This is a genomic window from Brevundimonas sp. ZS04, from assembly GCF_001956865.1.
GTDB lineage: Bacteria > Pseudomonadota > Alphaproteobacteria > Caulobacterales > Caulobacteraceae > Brevundimonas > Brevundimonas diminuta.
Map to the genome: position 1 here is coordinate 214,044 of NZ_MTHE01000004.1, position 18,453 is coordinate 232,496.

At 68.0% G+C, this 18,453-nt stretch carries 21 protein-coding genes; 15 read left to right on the top strand and 6 right to left on the bottom strand.

Features of this window, described 5'->3' with window-relative positions; all coding sequences use genetic code 11:
* The first annotated feature begins 71 nt into the window (after window positions 1-71).
* The 3 genes from BJP32_RS07470 (at window position 72) to BJP32_RS07480 (ending at window position 2,254) form a co-directional block, all read left to right on the top strand.
* Entirely contained in the window at window positions 72-1,169 is a 1,098-nt protein-coding gene (locus tag BJP32_RS07470) for a serine hydrolase (protein ID WP_076223508.1), read from the top strand.
* A gap of 368 nt (window positions 1,170-1,537) precedes the next feature.
* Entirely contained in the window at window positions 1,538-1,741 is a 204-nt protein-coding gene (locus BJP32_RS07475) for a cold-shock protein (RefSeq protein ID WP_003163611.1), read from the top strand.
* A gap of 129 nt (window positions 1,742-1,870) precedes the next feature.
* Window positions 1,871-2,254, top strand: coding sequence for a VOC family protein (locus BJP32_RS07480; RefSeq protein ID WP_003163610.1), 384 nt, complete (start codon window positions 1,871-1,873; stop codon window positions 2,252-2,254).
* Here the strand turns inward: BJP32_RS07480 and BJP32_RS07485 are convergent.
* The 3 genes from BJP32_RS07485 to BJP32_RS07495 form a co-directional block, all read right to left on the bottom strand.
* A complete protein-coding gene (locus BJP32_RS07485; RefSeq protein WP_046651660.1) occupies window positions 2,251-3,396 on the bottom strand; it encodes an acyltransferase in 1,146 nt (381 codons plus the stop codon). The two genes, BJP32_RS07480 and BJP32_RS07485, sit on opposite strands and share 4 nt — an antisense overlap.
* Window positions 3,397-3,478: 82 nt before the next feature.
* Window positions 3,479-4,069: a GTP cyclohydrolase I FolE gene (gene folE / locus BJP32_RS07490; RefSeq protein ID WP_076223569.1), complete on the bottom strand. Its 591-nt coding sequence runs from the start codon at window positions 4,067-4,069 to the stop codon at window positions 3,479-3,481.
* A gap of 135 nt (window positions 4,070-4,204) precedes the next feature.
* Window positions 4,205-4,822 carry a hypothetical protein gene (locus BJP32_RS07495; protein ID WP_052747927.1) on the bottom strand — a complete coding sequence of 206 codons (618 nt, stop codon included), beginning with the start codon at window positions 4,820-4,822 and terminating at the stop codon, window positions 4,205-4,207.
* 192 nt (window positions 4,823-5,014) lie between these two features.
* On the opposite strand from BJP32_RS07495, the gene fliQ reads away from it, so the two are divergent.
* The 4 genes from fliQ to cckA are packed head-to-tail and all read left to right on the top strand — an operon-like array spanning window position 5,015 to window position 9,284.
* Window positions 5,015-5,278, top strand: a complete 264-nt coding sequence (fliQ, locus tag BJP32_RS07500; protein WP_003163604.1) for a flagellar biosynthesis protein FliQ — start codon at window positions 5,015-5,017, stop codon at window positions 5,276-5,278.
* Between the two features lie 22 nt (window positions 5,279-5,300).
* The gene (gene fliR, locus BJP32_RS07505; protein ID WP_046651658.1) at window positions 5,301-6,071 is read left to right on the top strand and encodes a flagellar biosynthetic protein FliR; all 771 of its coding nucleotides are present in this window, start codon (window positions 5,301-5,303) and stop codon (window positions 6,069-6,071) included.
* Window positions 6,064-7,140: a flagellar biosynthesis protein FlhB gene (gene flhB, locus BJP32_RS07510; protein ID WP_003163602.1), complete on the top strand. Its 1,077-nt coding sequence runs from the start codon at window positions 6,064-6,066 to the stop codon at window positions 7,138-7,140. The genes fliR and flhB overlap by 8 nt, the downstream gene beginning before the upstream one ends.
* 59 nt (window positions 7,141-7,199) lie before the next feature.
* Complete coding sequence (gene cckA / locus BJP32_RS07515) at window positions 7,200-9,284, top strand: cell cycle histidine kinase CckA (protein ID WP_046651849.1); 2,085 nt, start codon at window positions 7,200-7,202, stop codon at window positions 9,282-9,284.
* Between the two features lie 15 nt (window positions 9,285-9,299).
* Here cckA and BJP32_RS07520 read toward each other — a convergent pair whose 3' ends face one another.
* Entirely contained in the window at window positions 9,300-9,488 is a 189-nt protein-coding gene (locus tag BJP32_RS07520) for a hypothetical protein (RefSeq protein ID WP_003163598.1), read from the bottom strand.
* A 194-nt stretch (window positions 9,489-9,682) separates the two neighbouring features.
* Between BJP32_RS07520 and BJP32_RS07525 the strand changes: the two genes are divergently transcribed.
* Both BJP32_RS07525 and BJP32_RS07530 read left to right on the top strand, forming a co-directional pair.
* Window positions 9,683-10,297 (top strand): superoxide dismutase, encoded by a 615-nt coding sequence (locus tag BJP32_RS07525; protein ID WP_076223509.1) that lies wholly within the window; start codon window positions 9,683-9,685, stop codon window positions 10,295-10,297.
* A 68-nt stretch (window positions 10,298-10,365) separates the two neighbouring features.
* On the top strand, window positions 10,366-11,310 hold the full coding sequence (locus BJP32_RS07530) for an MBL fold metallo-hydrolase (RefSeq protein WP_233126768.1): 945 nt from the start codon (window positions 10,366-10,368) through the stop codon (window positions 11,308-11,310).
* A 7-nt stretch (window positions 11,311-11,317) separates the two neighbouring features.
* On the opposite strand, the gene BJP32_RS17885 is transcribed toward BJP32_RS07530, so the two are convergent.
* Window positions 11,318-11,824: an amidohydrolase family protein gene (locus BJP32_RS17885; RefSeq protein WP_083673922.1), complete on the bottom strand. Its 507-nt coding sequence runs from the start codon at window positions 11,822-11,824 to the stop codon at window positions 11,318-11,320.
* On the opposite strand from BJP32_RS17885, the gene BJP32_RS17890 reads away from it, so the two are divergent.
* The 6 genes from BJP32_RS17890 to BJP32_RS07560 all read left to right on the top strand — a co-directional run bounded on the left by BJP32_RS17890 (window position 11,772) and on the right by BJP32_RS07560 (window position 17,291).
* Window positions 11,772-12,689 carry a hypothetical protein gene (locus tag BJP32_RS17890; RefSeq protein WP_143255440.1) on the top strand — a complete coding sequence of 306 codons (918 nt, stop codon included), beginning with the start codon at window positions 11,772-11,774 and terminating at the stop codon, window positions 12,687-12,689. The two genes, BJP32_RS17885 and BJP32_RS17890, sit on opposite strands and share 53 nt — an antisense overlap.
* 358 nt (window positions 12,690-13,047) lie before the next feature.
* Window positions 13,048-13,665 (top strand): 30S ribosomal protein S4, encoded by a 618-nt coding sequence (rpsD, locus tag BJP32_RS07545; RefSeq protein WP_003169687.1) that lies wholly within the window; start codon window positions 13,048-13,050, stop codon window positions 13,663-13,665.
* A gap of 163 nt (window positions 13,666-13,828) precedes the next feature.
* The gene (locus BJP32_RS07550; protein WP_046651848.1) at window positions 13,829-14,224 is read left to right on the top strand and encodes a hypothetical protein; all 396 of its coding nucleotides are present in this window, start codon (window positions 13,829-13,831) and stop codon (window positions 14,222-14,224) included.
* A gap of 116 nt (window positions 14,225-14,340) precedes the next feature.
* Window positions 14,341-16,695 carry a bifunctional diguanylate cyclase/phosphodiesterase gene (locus tag BJP32_RS07555; protein ID WP_076223517.1) on the top strand — a complete coding sequence of 785 codons (2,355 nt, stop codon included), beginning with the start codon at window positions 14,341-14,343 and terminating at the stop codon, window positions 16,693-16,695.
* Window positions 16,696-16,782: 87 nt separating this feature from the next.
* On the top strand, window positions 16,783-16,911 hold the full coding sequence (locus BJP32_RS17820; RefSeq protein WP_003163590.1) for a hypothetical protein: 129 nt from the start codon (window positions 16,783-16,785) through the stop codon (window positions 16,909-16,911).
* Window positions 16,911-17,291, top strand: a complete 381-nt coding sequence (locus BJP32_RS07560; RefSeq protein ID WP_003163589.1) for a hypothetical protein — start codon at window positions 16,911-16,913, stop codon at window positions 17,289-17,291. Before BJP32_RS17820 ends, BJP32_RS07560 begins: the two co-directional genes overlap by 1 nt.
* 90 nt (window positions 17,292-17,381) lie before the next feature.
* Here the strand turns inward: BJP32_RS07560 and BJP32_RS07565 are convergent, their stop codons facing one another.
* Window positions 17,382-18,452, bottom strand: coding sequence for an endo-1,4-beta-xylanase (locus BJP32_RS07565; protein ID WP_046651653.1), 1,071 nt, complete (start codon window positions 18,450-18,452; stop codon window positions 17,382-17,384).
* Between the last annotated feature and the right edge of the window lies 1 nt (window position 18,453).

Consider the following 18,453-nt stretch of genomic DNA (forward strand, 5'->3'; position numbering starts at 1 on the left):
ACCAACCTTGCGGCGAATTCACTGGCGTCGCCAGCCTTGCCGTTCAGGGTGCAACGCAAAAGGAGCCGAAAATGATCAATCGTCGTCATGTCCTGGCCGTCGGCGCCGCGGCCGCAGTCGCGCCATCGGCGGCGCGCGCCCAAGGCGAAGGAGCGTTCGACGCCGCCCTGACGACAGCCTTCGACGGGGTCAGGCCGATCGCCCTGGCGGGCGGGGTCGTGACGGCTCAAGGACTGACCTGGTCCGGCGTGCGCGGCGTGCGGCGCGCGGGAGGGGACGATCCGGCGACGACGGACGACCGTTGGCACCTGGGCTCCAACACCAAGGCGATGACGGCGGCGCTGTTCGCCCGCCTGGTCGAGCAGGGACGGGCGCGCTGGGCCATGCCGCTGGCTGAAGCCTTTCCCGACCTGACGATCGACGCGGGCTGGGACGGCGCGACGCTGGACGACTTCATGACCCACACGGCGGGGCTGAAGGACGAGGCGGTCATGGGCATGGCCTGGCTGATGACCGCCCGCGCCGACCCTCAATCCCTGCCCGCACAGCGCCGCGCCATCGTCGAGAAGGCGCTGGCCGCCCCGCCGTCCGGCGCGCGCAGGGCGTTCGTCTATGGCAACGCCAACTATGTGCTGGTCGGAGCGGCGATCGAGGCCGTCACCGGCGGCTCGTGGGAAGAGGCCATGCAGGCCGAGGTGTTCGGCCCCCTGGGCCTGACCTCGGCGGGGTTTGGCGCGCCGGCTGGAAGCGACAACGCCTGGGGGCACCGCCGCATGGGCGAGACGGCCGTGTCGATGGACCCAGTCGATCCGGGCTCGGACAATCCTCTGGCGCTCGGCCCGTCGGGCACGGTTCACATGACGGCGGCCGACTACGCCCGCTTTCTACAGGTCTTCCTGACCGAAGGCGGCGGCTGGCTGAAGCCGGAGACGGTGCGGCGTCTCGTCACGCCGGGCGAAGGGCGCAACTACGCCTATGGCTGGATCGTCCTGCCGCCCCAGCCGTGGGCCAAGGGGCCCGTAATCGCGCATGAGGGCTCGAACACCCTGTGGCACGCCATCGCCCTGGTCGATCCGGCGGGCGGCCGGGCCGTCTTCGGCCTGTCCAACGACGGCGGGCGCGGCGGCCCGACCTGTCAGGCCATGGCTATGGAAATGCTGGGTATCTGAGCTCGCTATAGCCGCTTCTGCGCTTCAGGAGCGGCGTTTCTTCGGTGTTTGCACGGGGCGGAACGTCGTCTGTTCGGCCATGTGCAGTCGTCGGACCTCATCACTGCGCGTCGGTGCGTGGTCGGCTGGGCGCCAAGAAGCGCAAGCTGCGCGCGTCGCGGCGAAATTAACTGTAAAGCCTGTCGGCTCGGTTTCGCTTTACAGTTGACCGCTGTGGATAGTCGGGTGACAACATCGCCGCAGTCCGGATTTCACGTGGGGTCCAAACCCGCGTCTTGCTCCTTCGCCTGAACGAGCTTGTCCAGATGGGCTGACGGGCGATCCTGCTAGGACGTCCGCCTGGAAAAGCGCGTTTACGGAGACGCAATATGGCGACCGGCACGGTCAAGTGGTTCAACCCCACGAAGGGCTTCGGCTTCATTCAACCCGACACGGGCGGCGCGGACGTTTTCGTCCACATCACCGCCGTGCAAAAGGCGGGTCTGGTGGGTCTCGATGACAACGCCAAGGTCGAGTACGAGCTGGAAACCCAGCGCGGCAAGACTTCGGCCGTGGATCTCAAGCTCCTCTAAGGCCTTACGGACCTTCTGGTTCGTGAAAAGAAGAAGACGCGGAGGGCGACCTCCGCGTCTTTTTTTGTCGCGCCTCGCAGGGATCGACCCTGGGCGCCGATGGTTGTCTCTCGAAACGGGAGAAACACCATGCTCAAGGACAAGAACTCTTCGGCCATCGTGGCGGTGAAGGATCTGGAGCGCGCCAGGGCCTTCTATTCCGACGTGCTGGGTCTGAACCTGGCGGACACCGGCATGGACGGGGTGCTGGGCTATCGCACCGGGAACACCTGGCTGACGGTCTACCGCTCGGACTTCGCCGGGACGAACCAGGCCAACGCCGTGACCTGGGACGTGGGCGTCGAGGTGGACGACATCGTCGCCGATCTCAAGACCAAGGGCGTCGTCTTTGAACGCTATGACGGCATGGCGCATGACGGCGACGTCCATGTCGCCGGGCCGCTGCGTCTGGCCTGGTTCAAGGATCCGGACGGCAACATCCTGCACCTGGTCGGCGGCGCGGGCGGGGCCTAGCCCTCCAGAGAGACGACCGGCTGGCTGACGGCGGCGCCCTTGCCGCGCGCCTTCAGCCAGGCGCGGATGCGGTTCTGGATCGGCTGGTCGATCAGATAGTGCAGGCCGAAGGCGAAGACGAAGGCCGCCAGCACGCCCAGAGCCCACAGGCCCCAGCGCCAGGCTTCGCCCAGCGCCAGCTTGTCGGCGAAGGCCTCGGCCAGGCCGAACCAGGCGATGCGCACGACCTCGTTCGAGATGAACATGGAGAAGGAGACCATGGCCGCCGCCTCGACCAGCTTCGACGGCCGCTTGGTCGGCACGGCGCCCGCCGCCAGGATGATGATGGAGATGAAGACCAGCGACAGAAGGGCGTTCTTGTCGAAATACTGGGCCACAGCCAGGCCGACGGCGGCCAGCACCCCGGCCCAGCCGGCGATGCGGGCGTTGATCCACACGCCTTGCGCGAACCAGGCCAGCCCCATGCCCAGGATGAACAGCGGCAGGGCGCGCCAGATGCCCAGGTTCAGCGGCATCTGATAGACGGGATATTTCAGGATCGCCCAGCTCAGTTCATTGGCGGCCAGATAGCCGACGACGACCAGGATCAGCGCCGTCCACGGCCCGATCCGGCTGAGACCCCGCAGCACGAAGGGGAAGGCGACGTAGCAGCCCAGCAGGGCCGAGATCGACCAGGTTGGGGCGTTCCAGCCCAGGCCGCCGTGCACGCCGAACGACTGCACCAGGGCCGCCTGGGCGGGAAGCTGATCCCAGGCGAACCACTCGGGATGGCTGGGCGGCATGCCCGCGGCGGTCGCCGCCAGCACCAGCGCCACCAGCAGGCCCAGCACGATCAGATGCGCCGGATAGACCCTCAAGGCCCGCTTTATGAAGAAGTCGGTCTTGGACATCCGGCCCGAGCCGACCGCGCGGCCATAGACCCGCATCAGCACGTATCCGCTGTCGATCAGGAAGAAGTTGGTCAGCAGGAAGCCGCCGCGCTCGAACACGGGATGCAGCCCTTCGGCCAAGGGGACGGGCGCCGACATCTGGAAGTGATGCAGGATGATCAGGGCGGCCACGATGAAACGCAGCGCGTCCAGCCAACCGCCGCGCATGATCGGCGGCGGCTCATTCCGGGACGAAAACACGTTCTGCAGCATCACGACCCCCTTGTTCGAATGCTGTTACGCAAGAACGGGGCCGTTGCCCTCCTTCTCACGGGGAGAAGGAGGGCAGGATCTCTTATCCTCGCACCAGACGCAGGAATTCCTCGCGTGTGCGGGGGTCTTCGCGGACGACGCCCAGCAGGCAGCTGGTGATCAGGCTGGCGCCGGGGACGTCCACGCCGCGCATGGTCATGCAGCTGTGCTCGGCCTCGATGACCACGCCGACGCCGTGGGGGCGCAGCACGTCCTGGATGGCGTTGGCGATCTCGGAGGTCATCTTCTCCTGAATCTGCAGGCGCCGGGCGTAGCCGCGCACCACGCGGGCCAGCTTGGAGATGCCGACGACCCGGTCGGTCGGCAGATAGGCGACGTGCGCCTTGCCCACCACCGGCAGCATGTGATGCTCGCAGAAGCTGACGAAGCGGATGTCCTTCAGGACCACCAACTCGTCATAGCCGCCGACCTCCTCGAAGGTCTTCTCCAGATAGTCGCGCGGTTCGACTTCATAGCCCTGGAACAGCTCGCGATAGGACTTGGCCACGCGCTTGGGCGTCTCGATCAGGCCTTCGCGCTCAGGATTGTCGCCGGCCCAGCGGATCAGGGTGCGGACGGCGGCTTCGGCTTCTTCCTGGGAAACGGCGGGGGAGGAGGGGGTCTGGTCGCTCATGACAGGCTGCATACCTCCCCTGCACAGGTTTTGGAAACGGCGCCGCTGTTTAAAACGGCTTTTGCCCCGATCAGGGCAGGCGGACCAGTTCGACGCGGCGATTGTGGGCGCGGCCTTCATCGCCGGCGTTGTCGGCTACAGGCTTGTCGGCGCCAGGGCCTTGGCTTCGACCACCGCCATCGAGCCTTGCGCGCTGCCGACATACAGGTGAACCCAGACCGTGCGGTCCGCCTGACGGATCACCCAGGTCTGCGACGGACCGTTATAGATGTCGCCGATGCCGTTCAGGGCCGCCATCTGCACCGCCTCGGGCAGGGCGTGGGCGGCGTCGCTGGGAATCTGGCCGTCAAAGATGCGAACGGCGCCCGCCTCTTTCAGCGCGTGCTCCATGTTTCGCAGCAACTCCAGCCGCGAGAAGCTCTTGCCGGTGTCGTTGGTGATCTGGGTCTGATGAACCCGGCCTTCGATCATTTCGAACCGGGCGCCGGTCCAGAAGGGGAAGTCGGCGAAGTCGTGCGCCTCGCTGTTCTGCGGCTTGTAGCCCTCGGGCAGGCGCAGATAGGGGAAGTCGCCCAGGCTGGCGGTCGACAGGGCCACGCTGTTCACGTCGAAGGGACCGGCTCCGGCCGAGGCGCCCTCGGCCGGAGCCGTCGCTGTTTCAGTCTGTTCCGGCGCCTTGTTGTCGCACGCGCCGACCAGCAAGGCCGAGGTCGCGACCATCAGGACGGAGGCGAGACGCAGGAACGGTTTCATGAGGCATCCTTCAGGCGTTGATCGGGGGGAGGGTGAAAACGTTCGTCTAGTCGCCGCTGTTGTCAATCGAATGAACCGGCATCGACCGGAACATCGGTCTCATTGCATCGTCCTAACGTCGCGTTAACCATCCTGTCGGCATTTTCTGCCCACTGTCCCGTGCTTGTGTTCGGGGCGCTTCGGGGATCGGCGATGAGCGGCGCGGAAGTTCTGGATGTGGGTCGCGACGCCCTGTGGCTGACGATCCAGCTGTGCCTGCCGGCCCTGATCGTGGCCCTGGTGGTCGGCGTGGCCATCGGCCTGTTCCAGGCCCTGACCCAGATCCAGGAGCAGACCCTGGTCTATGCGCCCAAGATCATCGCCATTTTCGTGTCCCTGCTGCTGTTCCTGCCGTTGATGGGCGCGCTGCTGGGCGGTTTCATGCGCGAGATCGCCGCCCGCATCGCGGGCATGTAGGGCGAGGCTGTAGGGCAGGGACATGGAGCCTTACGCCACGGCGGAACAGGTCTGGGCCGGGGGGCTGATCTTCGCGCGCGTCGGCGCGGTCCTGATGCTGTTGCCGGGCTTCGGCGAATCCTATGTGCCGCCGCGGGTGCGCCTGTCGCTGGCCCTGGTGCTGTCGCTGGCGCTGTGGCCCATCGTGGGCGCCAGCCTGCCGGCCCTGCCCGCGACCCTGGGCGCCACCGTCGGTTGGGTGATGCGCGAGGTGCTGACCGGCCTGGCCATCGGCGCCATCCTGCGCAGCTTCATGACCGCCCTGACCACGGCGGGCGAGATCGTCTCCCTGCAGACGACGCTGGGATTCTCCCAGACCGCCAACCCGCTGCAGGCCCAGCCGGGCACGACCCTGTCGGCCTTTCTGATGCTGCTGGGCGTGACCCTGGTGTTCGCCACCAACACCCATCACCTGTTCATCGGCGGCATGGTCGGATCGTATGAGGCCATCGCCCCCGCCAAGCCGCTGATCGTGTCGGACTTCACCCAGATGGCGGTGAAGACCTTGAGCCAGAGCTTCATGCTCGGGGTGCAGCTGGCGGCGCCGGTGCTGGTCTTCGCCCTGATCTTCAACCTGGCCTCGGGCCTGGTGGCGCGGGTCATGCCCAGCTTCCAGGTCTATTTCGCCGCCGCGCCCTTGAGCGTCATCCTGGGCCTGTCGGTGTTCACGCTCAGCCTGGGCGTGGTGGGGACCGTCTTCATCGACCGCTACCGTTCGGTGGCGGCCTTCTTCACGGGAGGCGCCGTTGGCTGACGGCCCCGATCCCGAGTCGAAAACAGAAGACGCCACCCCGCGAAAACTCGAAGAGGCGCGGAAAAAGGGCGATGTCGCCAAGTCGCCGGACGTGGCGGCGGCCCTGTCTCTGGCCGGGGCGGCCGGCGTGCTGCTGGCGGGCGGCGGCTGGTTTTCGACCCGGATCGCCGAGGCGCTGACGCCCTTCCTGGCCCAGCCGCACGCCATGATCGGCGGGCTGGAGGCGGGCGGAGGCGTCGAGATCGGCATGCACGCCGTCTGGGCGGCGGCGCCGTTCCTGGCGGCCCTGATGTTTGCGGTCATCCTGGGCGGGGTCGGCGGCAATCTGGCTCAGTCGGGCCTCATCTTCACCGCCGACAAGGTCAAGCCGAAGTGGTCCAAGGTGAATCCGCTGGAAGGCTTCAAGCGCATCTTTGGCCCGGACGGCCTGGTGCAGTTCCTCAAGACCTTCATCAAGCTGGTCGCCATCGGCGCCGTCTGCTGGTGGGTGCTGAAGCCTCACGCGCGCGAGCTTGAGAACCTGGCCGCCATGAGCCCGGCGATGATCCTGCCGTTCGCGCGCGACCTGGCGCTGGCGTTGATGCTGTCGGCCCTCGTGTTCCTGTCGCTGACGGCGGGGGCTGACTACCTGTGGCAGCGGATGCGCTTCGCCAAGCGGATGCGGATGACCAAGGAAGAGCTGAAGGAAGACTTCAAACAGTCCGACGGCGACCCGCACGTCAAGGCCAAGCTGCGCCAGATCCGCATGCAGCGCGGCCGTCAGCGGATGATGCAGGCCGTGCCGGACGCCACCGTCATCATCACCAACCCGACCCACTATTCGGTCGCCCTGCGTTATGAGCCGGACAAGGGCGACGGCGCGCCGGTCTGCGTCGCCAAGGGCGTGGACGCCCTGGCCTTGCGCATCCGCGAGGTGGCCAGGGAGCACAAGGTGCCCATCGTCGAGAACGTGCCCCTGGCCCGCGCCCTCTATGCGGCGGTCGAGGTCGACGGCGTCATCCCGCGCGAACATTTCGAGGCGGCCGCCAAGGTCATCGGCTTCGTCATGCAGCAAAGGAAGCGGCGATGAAGGCGACGGCGGAGGAACGGCGTATGCTGACGAACCCTGATTCGCGCGGGCGAGACGCCATGACCATTTCCCGACCGCAAGACCGCCAGAAGACCAGCATCGCGAGCCGCCCGCGCCTCGATCCGTGGCTGGTCGTGATGGCGGTCGGCTTCGCCCTGGCGATCGCGGCCATCGCCTATCCGGCGTTCCGGGCCAGCGCCTTCACCGCGCCGGGGCTGATCTTGATCTTCGCGGCGGGGGCGACGGCGCTGATCTGGCTGTCGGCGTTCGGCCGGTCAGAGCGTCGCTCGCCTTCAGGCGATACGGCGGTCGAGATGCTGGACGCCATGGCCGAGCCCGCCGCCCTGGTGCAGCCGTCAGGCCAGGTGCTGGCCTATAACGCCGCCTGGGCCGAGGAGAACGGGACCGTCACCACCCTGCCCAGAGCCGGCAAGGGGGGCGGGAAATCCGCCCAGGCCCTCTACATGGCTTTCGCCCAGGCGCGCGAGGGGCATCAGGGCCGCGCCATCGTCCAGATCGGCGCGCGCGAGATCGAGGTGCTGATCGGCCAGGCGGGGCAGGGGCGTTTCCTCGTCCGCGCCGCGCCGGAGGCCGTCCTGCCGCTGGCGCCGTCCGCGCCCGCCGCGCCCCAGCCCGCCGCCCCGACCGGCGAGGCGCGGGCCATGGCCGCCGGCGCGCCCTTCGGTTCGGCCGTCATCGGCGGCGAAGACCTGTTCGCGGGCCGGGTCGAGGAGCCGAACGCGGCCCTGGCCCTGCTGACCGGCCCGGCGGCCTCGGGCGACGCCGCCTTCGGCCATCTGTTCGACCCGGCGGGCGTGGCCGAGGCCAGAACCAAGCTGGAGGCCGGGTCGTCCGGCCCGATCGAGCTGATCGCCCGCGCCCACCCGGATCGCCAGCTGCACCTCTATGTCGCGCCCGAGGGCGACCGGCGCCGCGTCTGGCTGTTCGACGTGGCGGCGCAGAAGTCGATGGAGCTGCAGCTGTCGCAGGCCCAGAAGATGCAGGCCGTGGGCCAGCTGGCGGGCGGGGTCGCGCACGACTTCAACAACCTGCTGACGGCGATCCAACTGCAACTGTCGGGCCTGCTGGAGCGCCACCCGGTCGGCGATCCCTCCTATGAAGGGCTGAACGAGATCCGCCAGACCGCCATCCGCGCCGCCGATCTGGTGCGCAAGCTGCTGGCCTTCTCGCGCAAGTCGACGGTGCGGCGCGAGCGGCTGGATCTGGGCGAACTGGTCGGCGAGTTCGCCGTCCTGCTGCGCCGCCTGCTGCGCGAGGACGTGCGTCTGGAGACCGACTACGGCCGCGACCTGCCGCTGGTGCTGGCCGACAAGAGCCAGTTGGAGACGGCGGTGATGAACCTGGCCGTCAACGCCCGCGACGCCATGCGCGGCGTGGTCGAACCCGGCGCCGGCGTGGTCACGATCAAGACCCGCCGTCTGACCGGCGCTCAGGCCCGCGACATGGGCTGGCGCGAGGCGACCGACGAGGTCGCCCTGATCGAGGTGTCGGACACCGGCCCAGGCGTGCCGACGGCCCTGCTGGACAAGATTTTCGAGCCCTTCTTCACCACCAAGGCGGTGAACGAGGGGACGGGCATGGGGCTGGCCACCGTCTACGGCATCGCCCAGCAGGCGGGCGGGCACATCACCGTCGCCAATCTGGACGGCGCCGGCGCCGCCTTCCGCATCTTCCTGCCCGCCGCCACGGCCGAAGAGCTGGTCGAGGCCCCCGTGGTCGAGAAGGTCGTCAAGGCGCCGCGCGACCTGTCAGGCGCGGGCCGCATTCTGTTCGTGGAGGACGAGGCCGCCGTGCGCGGCATCGCCGCCCGCCTGCTGCGACAGCGCGGCTATGAGGTGATCGAGGCCGCCGACGGCGAGGAGGCCCTGATCCTGGCCGAGGAGTGGGCGGGCCAGATCGACATGCTGATTTCGGACGTCATCATGCCGGGGCTGGACGGGCCTTCGCTGCTCAGGAAGGCGCGGCCCTTCCTGGGCGACGCCCCGGTCATGTTCATCTCGGGCTACGCCGAGAGCGACTTCTCGGACCTGTTGCAGGACGAGGTCGGCGTGTCCTTCCTGCCCAAGCCGCTGGACATCAAGACCCTGGCCGAACGGGTGAAGCAGGAACTGCACGCGGGCTGACGACGGGCGAGGGCGTCAGGCCCTCATGTCCAGCCGTTCCTCCGGCGACCAGCGGCGTTCTCGCGCGGCCTCATGCAGGGTGTCGGCGAGGTCCAGCAGATGATGGCGGCGAAGGCGCGGAATCACTTCCAGCAGTTGCAGACGTAGGCTTTCTGCTTCGGCGTCCGACAGCAGGGCGTTTCGCGAAGAGGCGCGATCAGGCATGACGCATCCCCCTGAGTAAGCGACCTGAAAAGAGGGTCTGGGGCGTTCGGGAAACGGCTGTTTCGCTCTTTCGGTTCCGAAAAGCGGCTTCGCCCCGAGAATTGTGAACAAAGGCGACGTTCAAGGCTTGGGTCTGGCGCGCGCGGCCCTAGATAGGGTCCAGAGGAATCAAACGCCGTAAAGAGGAGTCTCCCATGGCCTTCACCCTGCCCCCGCTGCCCTACGCCTATGACGCGCTGGAGCCGGCCATCGACAAGGAGACGATGACCTTCCACCACGACAAGCACCATCAGACCTATGTCGACAACCTGAACAAGTTCGTCGACGCCACGCCCGAGGCGCAGGGCAAGTCGCTGGAAGACATCTTCGCGATCATGTCCAAGCTGCCGAAGTCGATCCGCAACAACGGCGGCGGCGTGTGGAACCACAGCCTGTTCTGGGAGCTGCTGGCCCCGGTCGGCGCGGGCGGCGAGCCCTCGGCCGAACTGGCCGCCAAGATCGACGCCGAACTGGGCGGCATGGACAAGTTCAAGGCTGACTTCGACGCCGCCGGCGCCGGTCAGTTCGGTTCGGGCTGGGCCTGGCTGATCCTTCAGGACGGCAAGCTGAAGGTCACCTCGACCCCGAACCAGGACAACCCGCTGATGGACGACGCGGCCGAGAAGGGCGCCGTCCTGCTGGCCGCCGACGTGTGGGAGCACGCCTACTACCTCAAGTACCAGAACCGCCGGGTCGACTACCTCAAGGCCTTCTGGTCGGTGGTGAACTGGAACAAGGTCAACGAACTGTACGAAGCCGCCAAGGGCTGATGCAGACCAGACGCCCCGCCGATCCCGGCGGGGCGTTTTTCTTTCGGGGGGCGAGGATGACTCCATATTTGAAACTGGCCGCTTCGGGGCTTGTGCTGGGTCTTCTGATCGGCGCCGGCGCCTGCCAGCAGCAGCCCAAGTCCAGCGAACAGGGGCAAGGACAGGCGGTCGTCGCCGCGGCCTCGCCCGACGTGCGTCCCTTTACGGTGGGCGAGCTGAAGCTGGCGGCTCTGCGGGACGGCGAGATCGTCGTGCCGGTGGCGCAAACCCCGTGGGTCGAAGCCGGGGCCAAGGCTGAAGAGATCACCGCCCTGCTGACGGCGGGCGGCGCGCCGACGGATGCGGTCCATCTGCCGGTGCAGCCGTTGCTGGTGCGCGACGGCGATCGCGTGGTGCTGATGGACGCCGGGGCGGGCGGTCAGATGGGGACGGCCAATCTGTTGGTCGGTTCGCTGCGGGCCGCGGGCGTCGAGCCGGCGCAGGTGACGGACGTTCTGATCTCCCACGCCCACGGCGACCATGTCGGCGGCCTGGTCGACGCCGAGGGCGCCCTGGTCTTTCCTAATGCGGTGATCCGCATGAGCGCGCCGGAATGGGACGCGGCCCAGGCCGGCGCCGAAGCGCACGGCGCCGGGCCTCTGGTGGCGGCCATTAAGTCGAAGGTCGAAACCTTCCAGCCGGGCGCGCAGGTCACGCCCTCGATCCGCGCCGTGCCGTTGAAGGGGCACACGCCGGGCCACTCCGGCTATGAAATCGCCTCCGGCTCCGAGCGTCTGCTCTATCTCGGCGACGCCCTGCACAGCTCCATCATTTCGGTTCCTCGTCCCGACCTGGCCCTGGTCTGGGACAGCGACCGCGCTGCGGGGGCCGCGACGCGGCGTGAGATTCTTGAGCGCGGCGCGACCGAACGGCTGCGTCTGTACGGCGTTCACTTCCCCTTCCCGGGCCTGGGTCAGATCGAGCGCCGGGGCGAGGGCTACGCATGGGTCGCGGAGGCGGGGCCCGCCGTCTGATCGGCGCTCAATCGCCTTCTTCCGCCAGAAGCGCCGCCAGCCGCGCCTCGCCGTCCGTGATCGCCTGACGCTTCAGGGCGTCCGGCGCATAGGCGCGGCCGTCCAGAACGATGTGGCGCAGGCGGCGCGTGTCGCGAATATCGCGCGATGGGTCGCCCTCGACGATCAGCAGGTCGGCGCGGCGGCCCACGGCGATGCGGCCGATGTCGTCGCGCTTCAGGATGTCGGCCGCCGTTCCCGTCGCGGCCGACAGCGCCTGCAGGGGGCTGAGGCCCGCGCGGGTCATCAGCTCCATCTCCAGGTGCAGGCCTCCGCCGGGCAGGTTGTAGGGCGCCGGCGGGCGTGTCCGAACCGGCGCCGATGCGGCCGCCCAGTTGGGCCAGACGCAGGGCCACGGCCGCGCCGACGCGGGCGTCCTGCCTCGCCTTGCTGTTATTCTCGGCATCGGCGTGGAAATGCTGATGCACGCCGCGCCATTGCTGATCCAGGCCGTCGCGGACCGTCCCTGCCGCATCGCCCAGCGGCAGATCGGTCAGCACCGGATCGGGCGACTGCGTCTCGGCGGTGAAATGGAAGACGGACAGGGTGGGGATCAGCGCCGTATCCGCCGCCAGCAGGGCGCGCGCCATCTGATCGATCAGCGCCGGATCCAGGCTTTCCGCCTCCAGGTCGCCGCCCAGCCGGCGGTAGGCCAGGGCCGCGCCGCTGGCGTGTTCGAGACTGTTCAGGCCCAGGGCGACGGCCTGAAGCAGGTCGACTTCGGCGTCGCTGAGGCCGCGGGTCGAGGCCATGCCCAGGTCGGCCATCGTCGGCAGCCCCAGGTCTTTCGCGCGTCGGACGGCGGCTGCGAAGGCGTCGGGCGGAAGCTGCTCGTACAGCTTGACCCAGTCGGCGCCTTCAGCGGCCAGGGCGTCGACGGCGGCGACGGCCTGCTCGGGCGTCGCGGCGATGAGCAGTTCTACTCCATCCAGCGAGGGACCGTCGGCGGCGCGTGCGGGCGAGGGCGCGTCCGGCGTCGCCTCGGGATAGAAGCGTTTGATGATGCTGTTCTCGCCGTCCAGCATCGGCCCGGCCCAGACCAGTCGTGCGTGCGGCGCGGGCAGGTCGTTCAGGGCGCGGGCCATCTCCGTTGTGGTGTTGGCCGACCGCACCGTGGTCACGCCCGAAGCCAGGAACCAGCCGTAGTAGTGCGGACGCGGGTGGACGTGCAGGTCGATCAGGCCGGGGATGATGCTGCCGTCGCCGGCGTCGATGACGGCGGCGCCGGGCGGCGTCGGGCAGTCGGCCGCGCGGCCGACACAGGCGATGATGCCGTCCACGGCCACCACCCGCCCTCCGACGATCGGCGCCGCGCCCGAGCCGTCGATGACCCGGCCTGAGACCACCAGGGCGGAGGGCCGGTTCGCGTCGTGCGCCTGCGCCGCCGTCGCCGCCAGAACGGCCAGGGCCGCCGCCGTGAGCCAGGGTTTGCGTGTCATGCCGAGGGCCTCCCGAGTCGTTTCTTCTTGTCGGCGGCAACTGCACGAACAGCAGCTTCAGGCTCAAGTTTCCTTTCTGTCATCTAGGAGGAGAGGCCGCCGACATTGACTCCAGGGGCCGTCGCCTTCATAAGCCCGGCCTTCTCGCACCGGGTTTCGCCCGAGGCGCGATGTCTATTACGGACGATGCGTGGACCGCCGTTGAGATCGCCGCTCCAATCGGGGAGCAGCCGGGCCGCATCATGATGAAGAGTGACACATGTCCAAGCGCCATAGCGCCAAGTACAAACTCGACCGGGCCATGGGTGAAAACCTGTGGGGTCGCGCCAAGTCTCCCGTCAACAAGCGTTCCTACGGCCCCGGCCAGCACGGCCAGCGCCGCAAGTCCAAGGTCTCGGACTTTGGTCTGCAGCTGAAGGCCAAGCAGAAGCTGAAGGGCTACTACGGCAACATCACCGAGAAGCAATTCGCGGCGACCTACGCCGAAGCCGCCCGTCGCAAGGGCAACACCTCGGAAAACCTGATCGGTCTGCTGGAATCGCGTCTGGACGCCATCGTCTACCGCGCCAAGTTCGTCCCGACCGTCTGGGCTGCTCGCCAGTTCGTCTCGCACGGCCACGTGACCGTCGACGGCAAGAAGGTCGACATCGGTTCGTACCGCGTCAAGCCGGGCCAGGTCATCGAGGTCAAGGAAAAGTCGCGCAACATGGCGCTGGTGCTCGAAGCCCAGCAGTCGAGCGAGCGTGATCTGCCTGACTATCTGGAACTGGGCGATCGTGGTTTCTCGGTCCGTTACGGCCGCGTGCCGGAACTGTCCGACGTGCCCTATCCGGTGAAGATGGAGCCGAACCTGGTCGTCGAATACTACTCCTCGTAAGTTCGACGATCCCGCCCGATCCGTCGGGTCGTGGTTCAAGACAAGAAAAGAGGCTCCGGCTCGCCGGGGCCTCTTTTTTAATCAGACGCAGCGGCGGTTCCCTTTTGGGCCAAACCAAGGCATGTTGCCCCTCGCTGTCAGGATCGAGCCGCAGGAGGCCGAGATGAGATATCGGATCGCTTTCTGCGTTGCCGTGGGGCTGTCTGTCGCGGCCCTGGCCGGGTGCGCCTCGAAGCCGGGCGCCCTGGTGCGGACCGAGGGCATGCCGGGGCAGCTGGAGCCGATCCACGCCGCCGCCTTCACCCGCGATCTGGCCGTGTTCCGCGTCAGCTCGAACGGCTGCACCGACAAGAGCGACGTCAAGCCCTTCATCACCCAGCTCAAGGATTCGGCGGTCATCACCCTGCGTCGTCTGGACGAGGATCGCTGCAGCCGTCCGGTCCGGGGCGGGGTGCAGATGGAATGGACCTTCAAGGAACTGGGCCTTCCGCCCGGCGCCAACGTTCTGGTCAACAATCCCTACATGATGGACGGCGAGGCCGCGGCCGTCAGCCAGTAGAGGCTGAAGCGGCTTAAGGGCCGCTTTTTTCAATTTTCGTTATTCATATCGAGACAGCCAGGGTTAACGCCTTGGCTTTTAGGACATCAGACTCCCTATTCCCTACGGCGTCTTCCATGCGTGTCCTGACCTGTCTGACTGACGAGCACCATCTGGGGCTCGTCGCCCTGGCTGCCTTGATCTGCCTGCTGGGCAGCTTCATCACAACAGGACTGTTGCGGCGCGTTCGTGAAAACGGGGGATTGTCGCGTGTGTCGTGGCTGTTCCTGGGCGCCGTCGCGGGCGGGGCGACGATCTGGTGCACCCATTTCGTGGCCATGATCGCCTATCGACCGGGCGTCGAGACGGCCTATGAGCCGATGCTGACGGGCGTCTCCCTGGCGGTGGCGGTCCTGGGCGTCGGCCTGGCCCTGGCGACGGCCTCCATGCGCCGCCGTTTCTCCGTCGAGGCGGGCGGCGCCCTGTTCGGCATGGCTGTGGCCGGGATGCACTTCGTCGGCATGGCCGCCCTGTCGGTCGAGGGCGTGGTGCATTGGTCGGCCGTCTATCTGGCGGTCTCCATTATCGGTTCGGTGGCGTTCGGCGCCCTGGCCTTCCGCCTGGCCTCGACCGAAGAACGCTTCGCGCGGCTGAAGGGCGGGGCGGCCATGGTGCTGGGCATCGTCTGCCTGCACTTCACGGCCATGGCGGCGATGACCGTCATTCCGCTGGGACCGCTGGACGGCATGCTGACGGGCGAGGACGCGCGCCATGTGCTGGCGCTGGGCGTCGCCGGCGTCGGTCTGCTGGTGCTGGGCGCCGGCGCCGCCAGCCACGCCCTGGATCGGGAAGCCCTGGCGCTGAACCGCGAGCGGCTGCAGTACCTGCTGGAGACCGGCGTCGACGGCATGGCGATCGAACGCGACGGCGTCATCGTGGCCGTCAACGAAGTCCTGGCCGAGTTGGCCGGAACCGACCGTGACAGCCTGATCGGCGCCGATCTGGGGGATTGGGTGCAGGACGCCCACCGTCTCGACGACGGCGCTGTGACCCAGACCATTCTGATGGCCGGCGGTCAGGAGATTCCCGTCGAACTGTCGGCCCGGCGCGACCTGACGGCGCGCGGCCGCACCATGATCTACGCCGTGCGCGACCTGCGCGCCCGCATGGCCCAGGAACGTCGCATCGCCCACCTGGCCCGCAACGACAGCCTGACCGGCCTGCCCAACCGAGCCTCCTTCCTGGAGCGGCTGACGCGCCAGAAGCAGACGGCGGCCGAGGGCGAGAGCCTGGCCCTGTTCGCCCTGGACCTGGATCGGTTCAAGGAGGTCAACGATCTGTACGGGCACGCGGTCGGCGACCAGCTTCTGTGCATCATCGCCGAACGCATGAAGGGCGCCCTGCGCGAGGGCGAGTTCATCGCGCGCCAGGGCGGCGACGAGTTCCTGGCCCTGGCCTCGGTCGCGACCCGCGACGAAGCCCGCGCGGTGGCCGAGCGCCTGCGCCAGGCCGTGATCCAGACCGTGACGCTCGACCATGCCGACGTGTCGTGCGGCGCCAGCATCGGCGTCTCGCTGTGGCCGGAAGACGCCCAGGACGTGTCCACCCTGATCAACAACGCCGACCTGGCCATGTACCGGGCCAAGGCGTCGCTGACCCAGGACGTCTGCTTCTATGAGGCGGACATGGACCAGGCGGTCCGCGCCCGCCGTCGCGTGACCCAGGCCCTGCGCGAGGCGCTCGAGAATGAGCGGTTCGAGCTGCACTATCAGGTCCAGGCCTCGGTCGAGACCGGCAAGGCCACCGGCTATGAAGTCCTGCTGCGCTGGAAGAACGATGAAGGCCGCTACATCTCGCCGGCCGACTTCATCCCCGTGGCCGAGGAGAACGGCCTGATCCTGCCGATCGGCGAGTGGGTGCTGCGTCAGGCCTGCCGCCAGGCCGCCGCCTGGGAGGAGCCGCATCGCATCGGGGTCAACCTGTCGCCGGTGCAGTTGAGCCACGTCGATCTGCCTCGTCTGGTGCATCAGATCCTGCTGGAGACCGGCCTTGCGCCGTCGCGCCTGGAGCTGGAGATCACCGAGACGGCCATGATCACCGACATGGCGCGCACCACCCATGTGCTGCGTCAGCTGAAGGCGCTGGGCGTGACCATCGCCATGGACGACTTCGGGACGGGCTATTCCTCGCTGTCGACGCTGAAGGCCTTCCCCTTCGACAAGATCAAGCTGGACCGTTCCTTCATGACCGAACTGGACGGCGAGGCGCCGCAGTCGCGGGCCATCATCCGCGCCGTTCTGACCATCGGCGAAAGCCTGTCGATCCCGGTGCTGGCCGAAGGCGTCGAGACCGCCGAGCAGTTGGCCTTCCTGCGCGCCCAGGGTTGCAATGAGGTGCAGGGCTACCTGCTCGGCCGGCCCCAACCCGAAGCCGACGCCCTGCACCACGGCGCGGCCTGGATCGACCTGGAGGAGACGGCGACAGCCGCGTGACGGGCGGCGATCCTTGCCGATTATTCACATGACCCTGCGACCCGGCGCTGGCAGGGTGCGGCCAAGTTAAAAAAAGGGACGCGTCTCATGCGCCGCATCATCATCGCCCTGGCCTTGGCGGCTGTCGCCGCGCCGGCTCTGTCGGGCTGCATCATCATCGCCACTGAGAAGCCGACCACGCGCGTCATCCACACGCCGCCGGCGGAAGGCGCCTGATGCGCGGCGCTCTGCTGGCCGCCGTCGCCCTGCTGCCCTTGCTGGGCGGTTGCGTCATCTATTCCAATGGGGGCGGCGAGAAGGTTTCGGTCGTCACGGAGCCCAATATGGCCAAGACGGAAGTCGTGGAGGCGGTGCGCCGCGTCGACTTCGACGGCCAGCGCCTGAACGTCGTGGTCGGGTCCAACGGCTGCACCGAGGCGTCCAGTTTCGAAGTGCAGATCAAGGACTCTGATCCGGCTGAGCTGAAGTTGGTGCGTCGCACGCCTGACGTGTGCCGCGCCCTCGCGCCCGAGGGCGTGACGGTCAGCTGGACCTATGCCGAACTGGGCCTGGAAGCGGGCCAGCCGGTCCGGGTGATCAACCCGATCAGCCTGTAGGCGTCGCCTTCTCTTCGAGGGGGGACCGTTCGTCGGTCGGGACATATAGGGGGTGCGGGACTTGCGTTCCGCACCCCTTTTCCTTCGTCGTCAGGCGTCGAACGCGCCGGACAGGACGCCGAACAGCGGGTTCGGCTGCCCCTCATCATTGAACAGCAGGGGGCTGTCCCGGCCGTCGTCGTTCTCGCCGCGACGCAGCCAGGAATCGCTGTCGCGCACGCCCCAGACGGTGAAGGCGAAGCGTTGTGCGGGGGGCAGGCTCATGAAGGCCTCGGCCAGTTCCGCCACGCGCGCCGTCTGCTGCTCGCGGCGCTGGGCGCGGGAACGCAGGTCCGGCATCCGGCCGCCGCGCTTCAGCGACGCATCCAGTTCGGAGACATGGATGGGCAGGCCGAACTGGCGGGCCTCATTCATGAAGGCGGCGATCCGGCCCTTGGGGATTTCGATGTCGAGGTGGGACTGGATGCCGATGCCCTGAACCGGGGCGCCCGCCTTCAGCAGCCGCTCGACCAGACGCAGGAAGGCCGCGCCCTTCTTGGGCGTGTTCTCCAGGTTGTAGTCGTTCAGGAACAGGGTCGCCTCAGGCGCGGCGATGCGCGCCTGTTCGAAGGCGCGGATGATATAGGCGTCCACGCCGCCCAGGCCCCGGCTCCAGACGCAGTCGCGATAGCCGCTTCCGTCATCCTCGACCGGTTCGTTGACCACGTCCCAGCCGACGATCTGACTGCGCCAGCGCCCGGCCACCTCGGCGATATAGCGGTCATGCTCGGCGATGAAGCGCGGGCGGTCGTCGACAAGGGCGGTGAACCACGGGTGGTCCTGCGCGTACCAGATCAGGGCGTGGCCGAAGAGGCGGATGTCCAGATCGCGCGCGAAATAGGCGATGCGGTCCGGCGCGTCGAAGCGCAGGGAGCCGTCCTTCTGGAGGATGTACTCCATCTTCATCTCCCACTCGGGCGTGAGCTGGGAGAAGTGGGTGGAGACCAGCCGGAACCAGTCCTGATCCGACAGCTGGCCGGACATGGCGACGGTTCCGACCGGGAAGGGGGCGACGGCTTTCAGCGGCCGAACAGGGCCGGTCGGCGGCGTGGCGGGCGCCTCGCCCGCGCCGCAGGAGGCAAGCGCGAGGGTCGAGGCCAGCAGGGCGCGACGGTCGATCACG

Excerpts from the sequence above, each read along its gene's own strand:
- BJP32_RS07470 (WP_076223508.1), top strand. The coding sequence starts at position 72 with ATGATCAATCGTCGTCATGTCCTGGCCGTCGGCGCCGCGGCCGCAGTC.
- BJP32_RS07475 (WP_003163611.1), top strand. The coding sequence starts at position 1,538 with ATGGCGACCGGCACGGTCAAGTGGTTCAACCCCACGAAGGGCTTCGGC.
- BJP32_RS07480 (WP_003163610.1), top strand. The coding sequence starts at position 1,871 with ATGCTCAAGGACAAGAACTCTTCGGCCATCGTGGCGGTGAAGGATCTG.
- BJP32_RS07485 (WP_046651660.1), bottom strand. The coding sequence starts at position 3,396 with ATGCTGCAGAACGTGTTTTCGTCCCGGAATGAGCCGCCGCCGATCATG.
- folE (WP_076223569.1), bottom strand. The coding sequence starts at position 4,069 with ATGAGCGACCAGACCCCCTCCTCCCCCGCCGTTTCCCAGGAAGAAGCC.
- BJP32_RS07495 (WP_052747927.1), bottom strand. The coding sequence starts at position 4,822 with ATGAAACCGTTCCTGCGTCTCGCCTCCGTCCTGATGGTCGCGACCTCG.
- fliQ (WP_003163604.1), top strand. The coding sequence starts at position 5,015 with ATGAGCGGCGCGGAAGTTCTGGATGTGGGTCGCGACGCCCTGTGGCTG.
- fliR (WP_046651658.1), top strand. The coding sequence starts at position 5,301 with ATGGAGCCTTACGCCACGGCGGAACAGGTCTGGGCCGGGGGGCTGATC.
- cckA (WP_046651849.1), top strand. The coding sequence starts at position 7,200 with ATGACCATTTCCCGACCGCAAGACCGCCAGAAGACCAGCATCGCGAGC.
- BJP32_RS07520 (WP_003163598.1), bottom strand. The coding sequence starts at position 9,488 with ATGCCTGATCGCGCCTCTTCGCGAAACGCCCTGCTGTCGGACGCCGAA.
- BJP32_RS07525 (WP_076223509.1), top strand. The coding sequence starts at position 9,683 with ATGGCCTTCACCCTGCCCCCGCTGCCCTACGCCTATGACGCGCTGGAG.
- BJP32_RS17890 (WP_143255440.1), top strand. The coding sequence starts at position 11,772 with ATGCACGCCGCGCCATTGCTGATCCAGGCCGTCGCGGACCGTCCCTGC.
- BJP32_RS17885 (WP_083673922.1), bottom strand. The coding sequence starts at position 11,824 with ATGCGGCAGGGACGGTCCGCGACGGCCTGGATCAGCAATGGCGCGGCG.
- rpsD (WP_003169687.1), top strand. The coding sequence starts at position 13,048 with ATGTCCAAGCGCCATAGCGCCAAGTACAAACTCGACCGGGCCATGGGT.
- BJP32_RS07550 (WP_046651848.1), top strand. The coding sequence starts at position 13,829 with ATGAGATATCGGATCGCTTTCTGCGTTGCCGTGGGGCTGTCTGTCGCG.
- BJP32_RS07555 (WP_076223517.1), top strand. The coding sequence starts at position 14,341 with ATGCGTGTCCTGACCTGTCTGACTGACGAGCACCATCTGGGGCTCGTC.
- BJP32_RS17820 (WP_003163590.1), top strand. The coding sequence starts at position 16,783 with ATGCGCCGCATCATCATCGCCCTGGCCTTGGCGGCTGTCGCCGCGCCG.
- BJP32_RS07560 (WP_003163589.1), top strand. The coding sequence starts at position 16,911 with ATGCGCGGCGCTCTGCTGGCCGCCGTCGCCCTGCTGCCCTTGCTGGGC.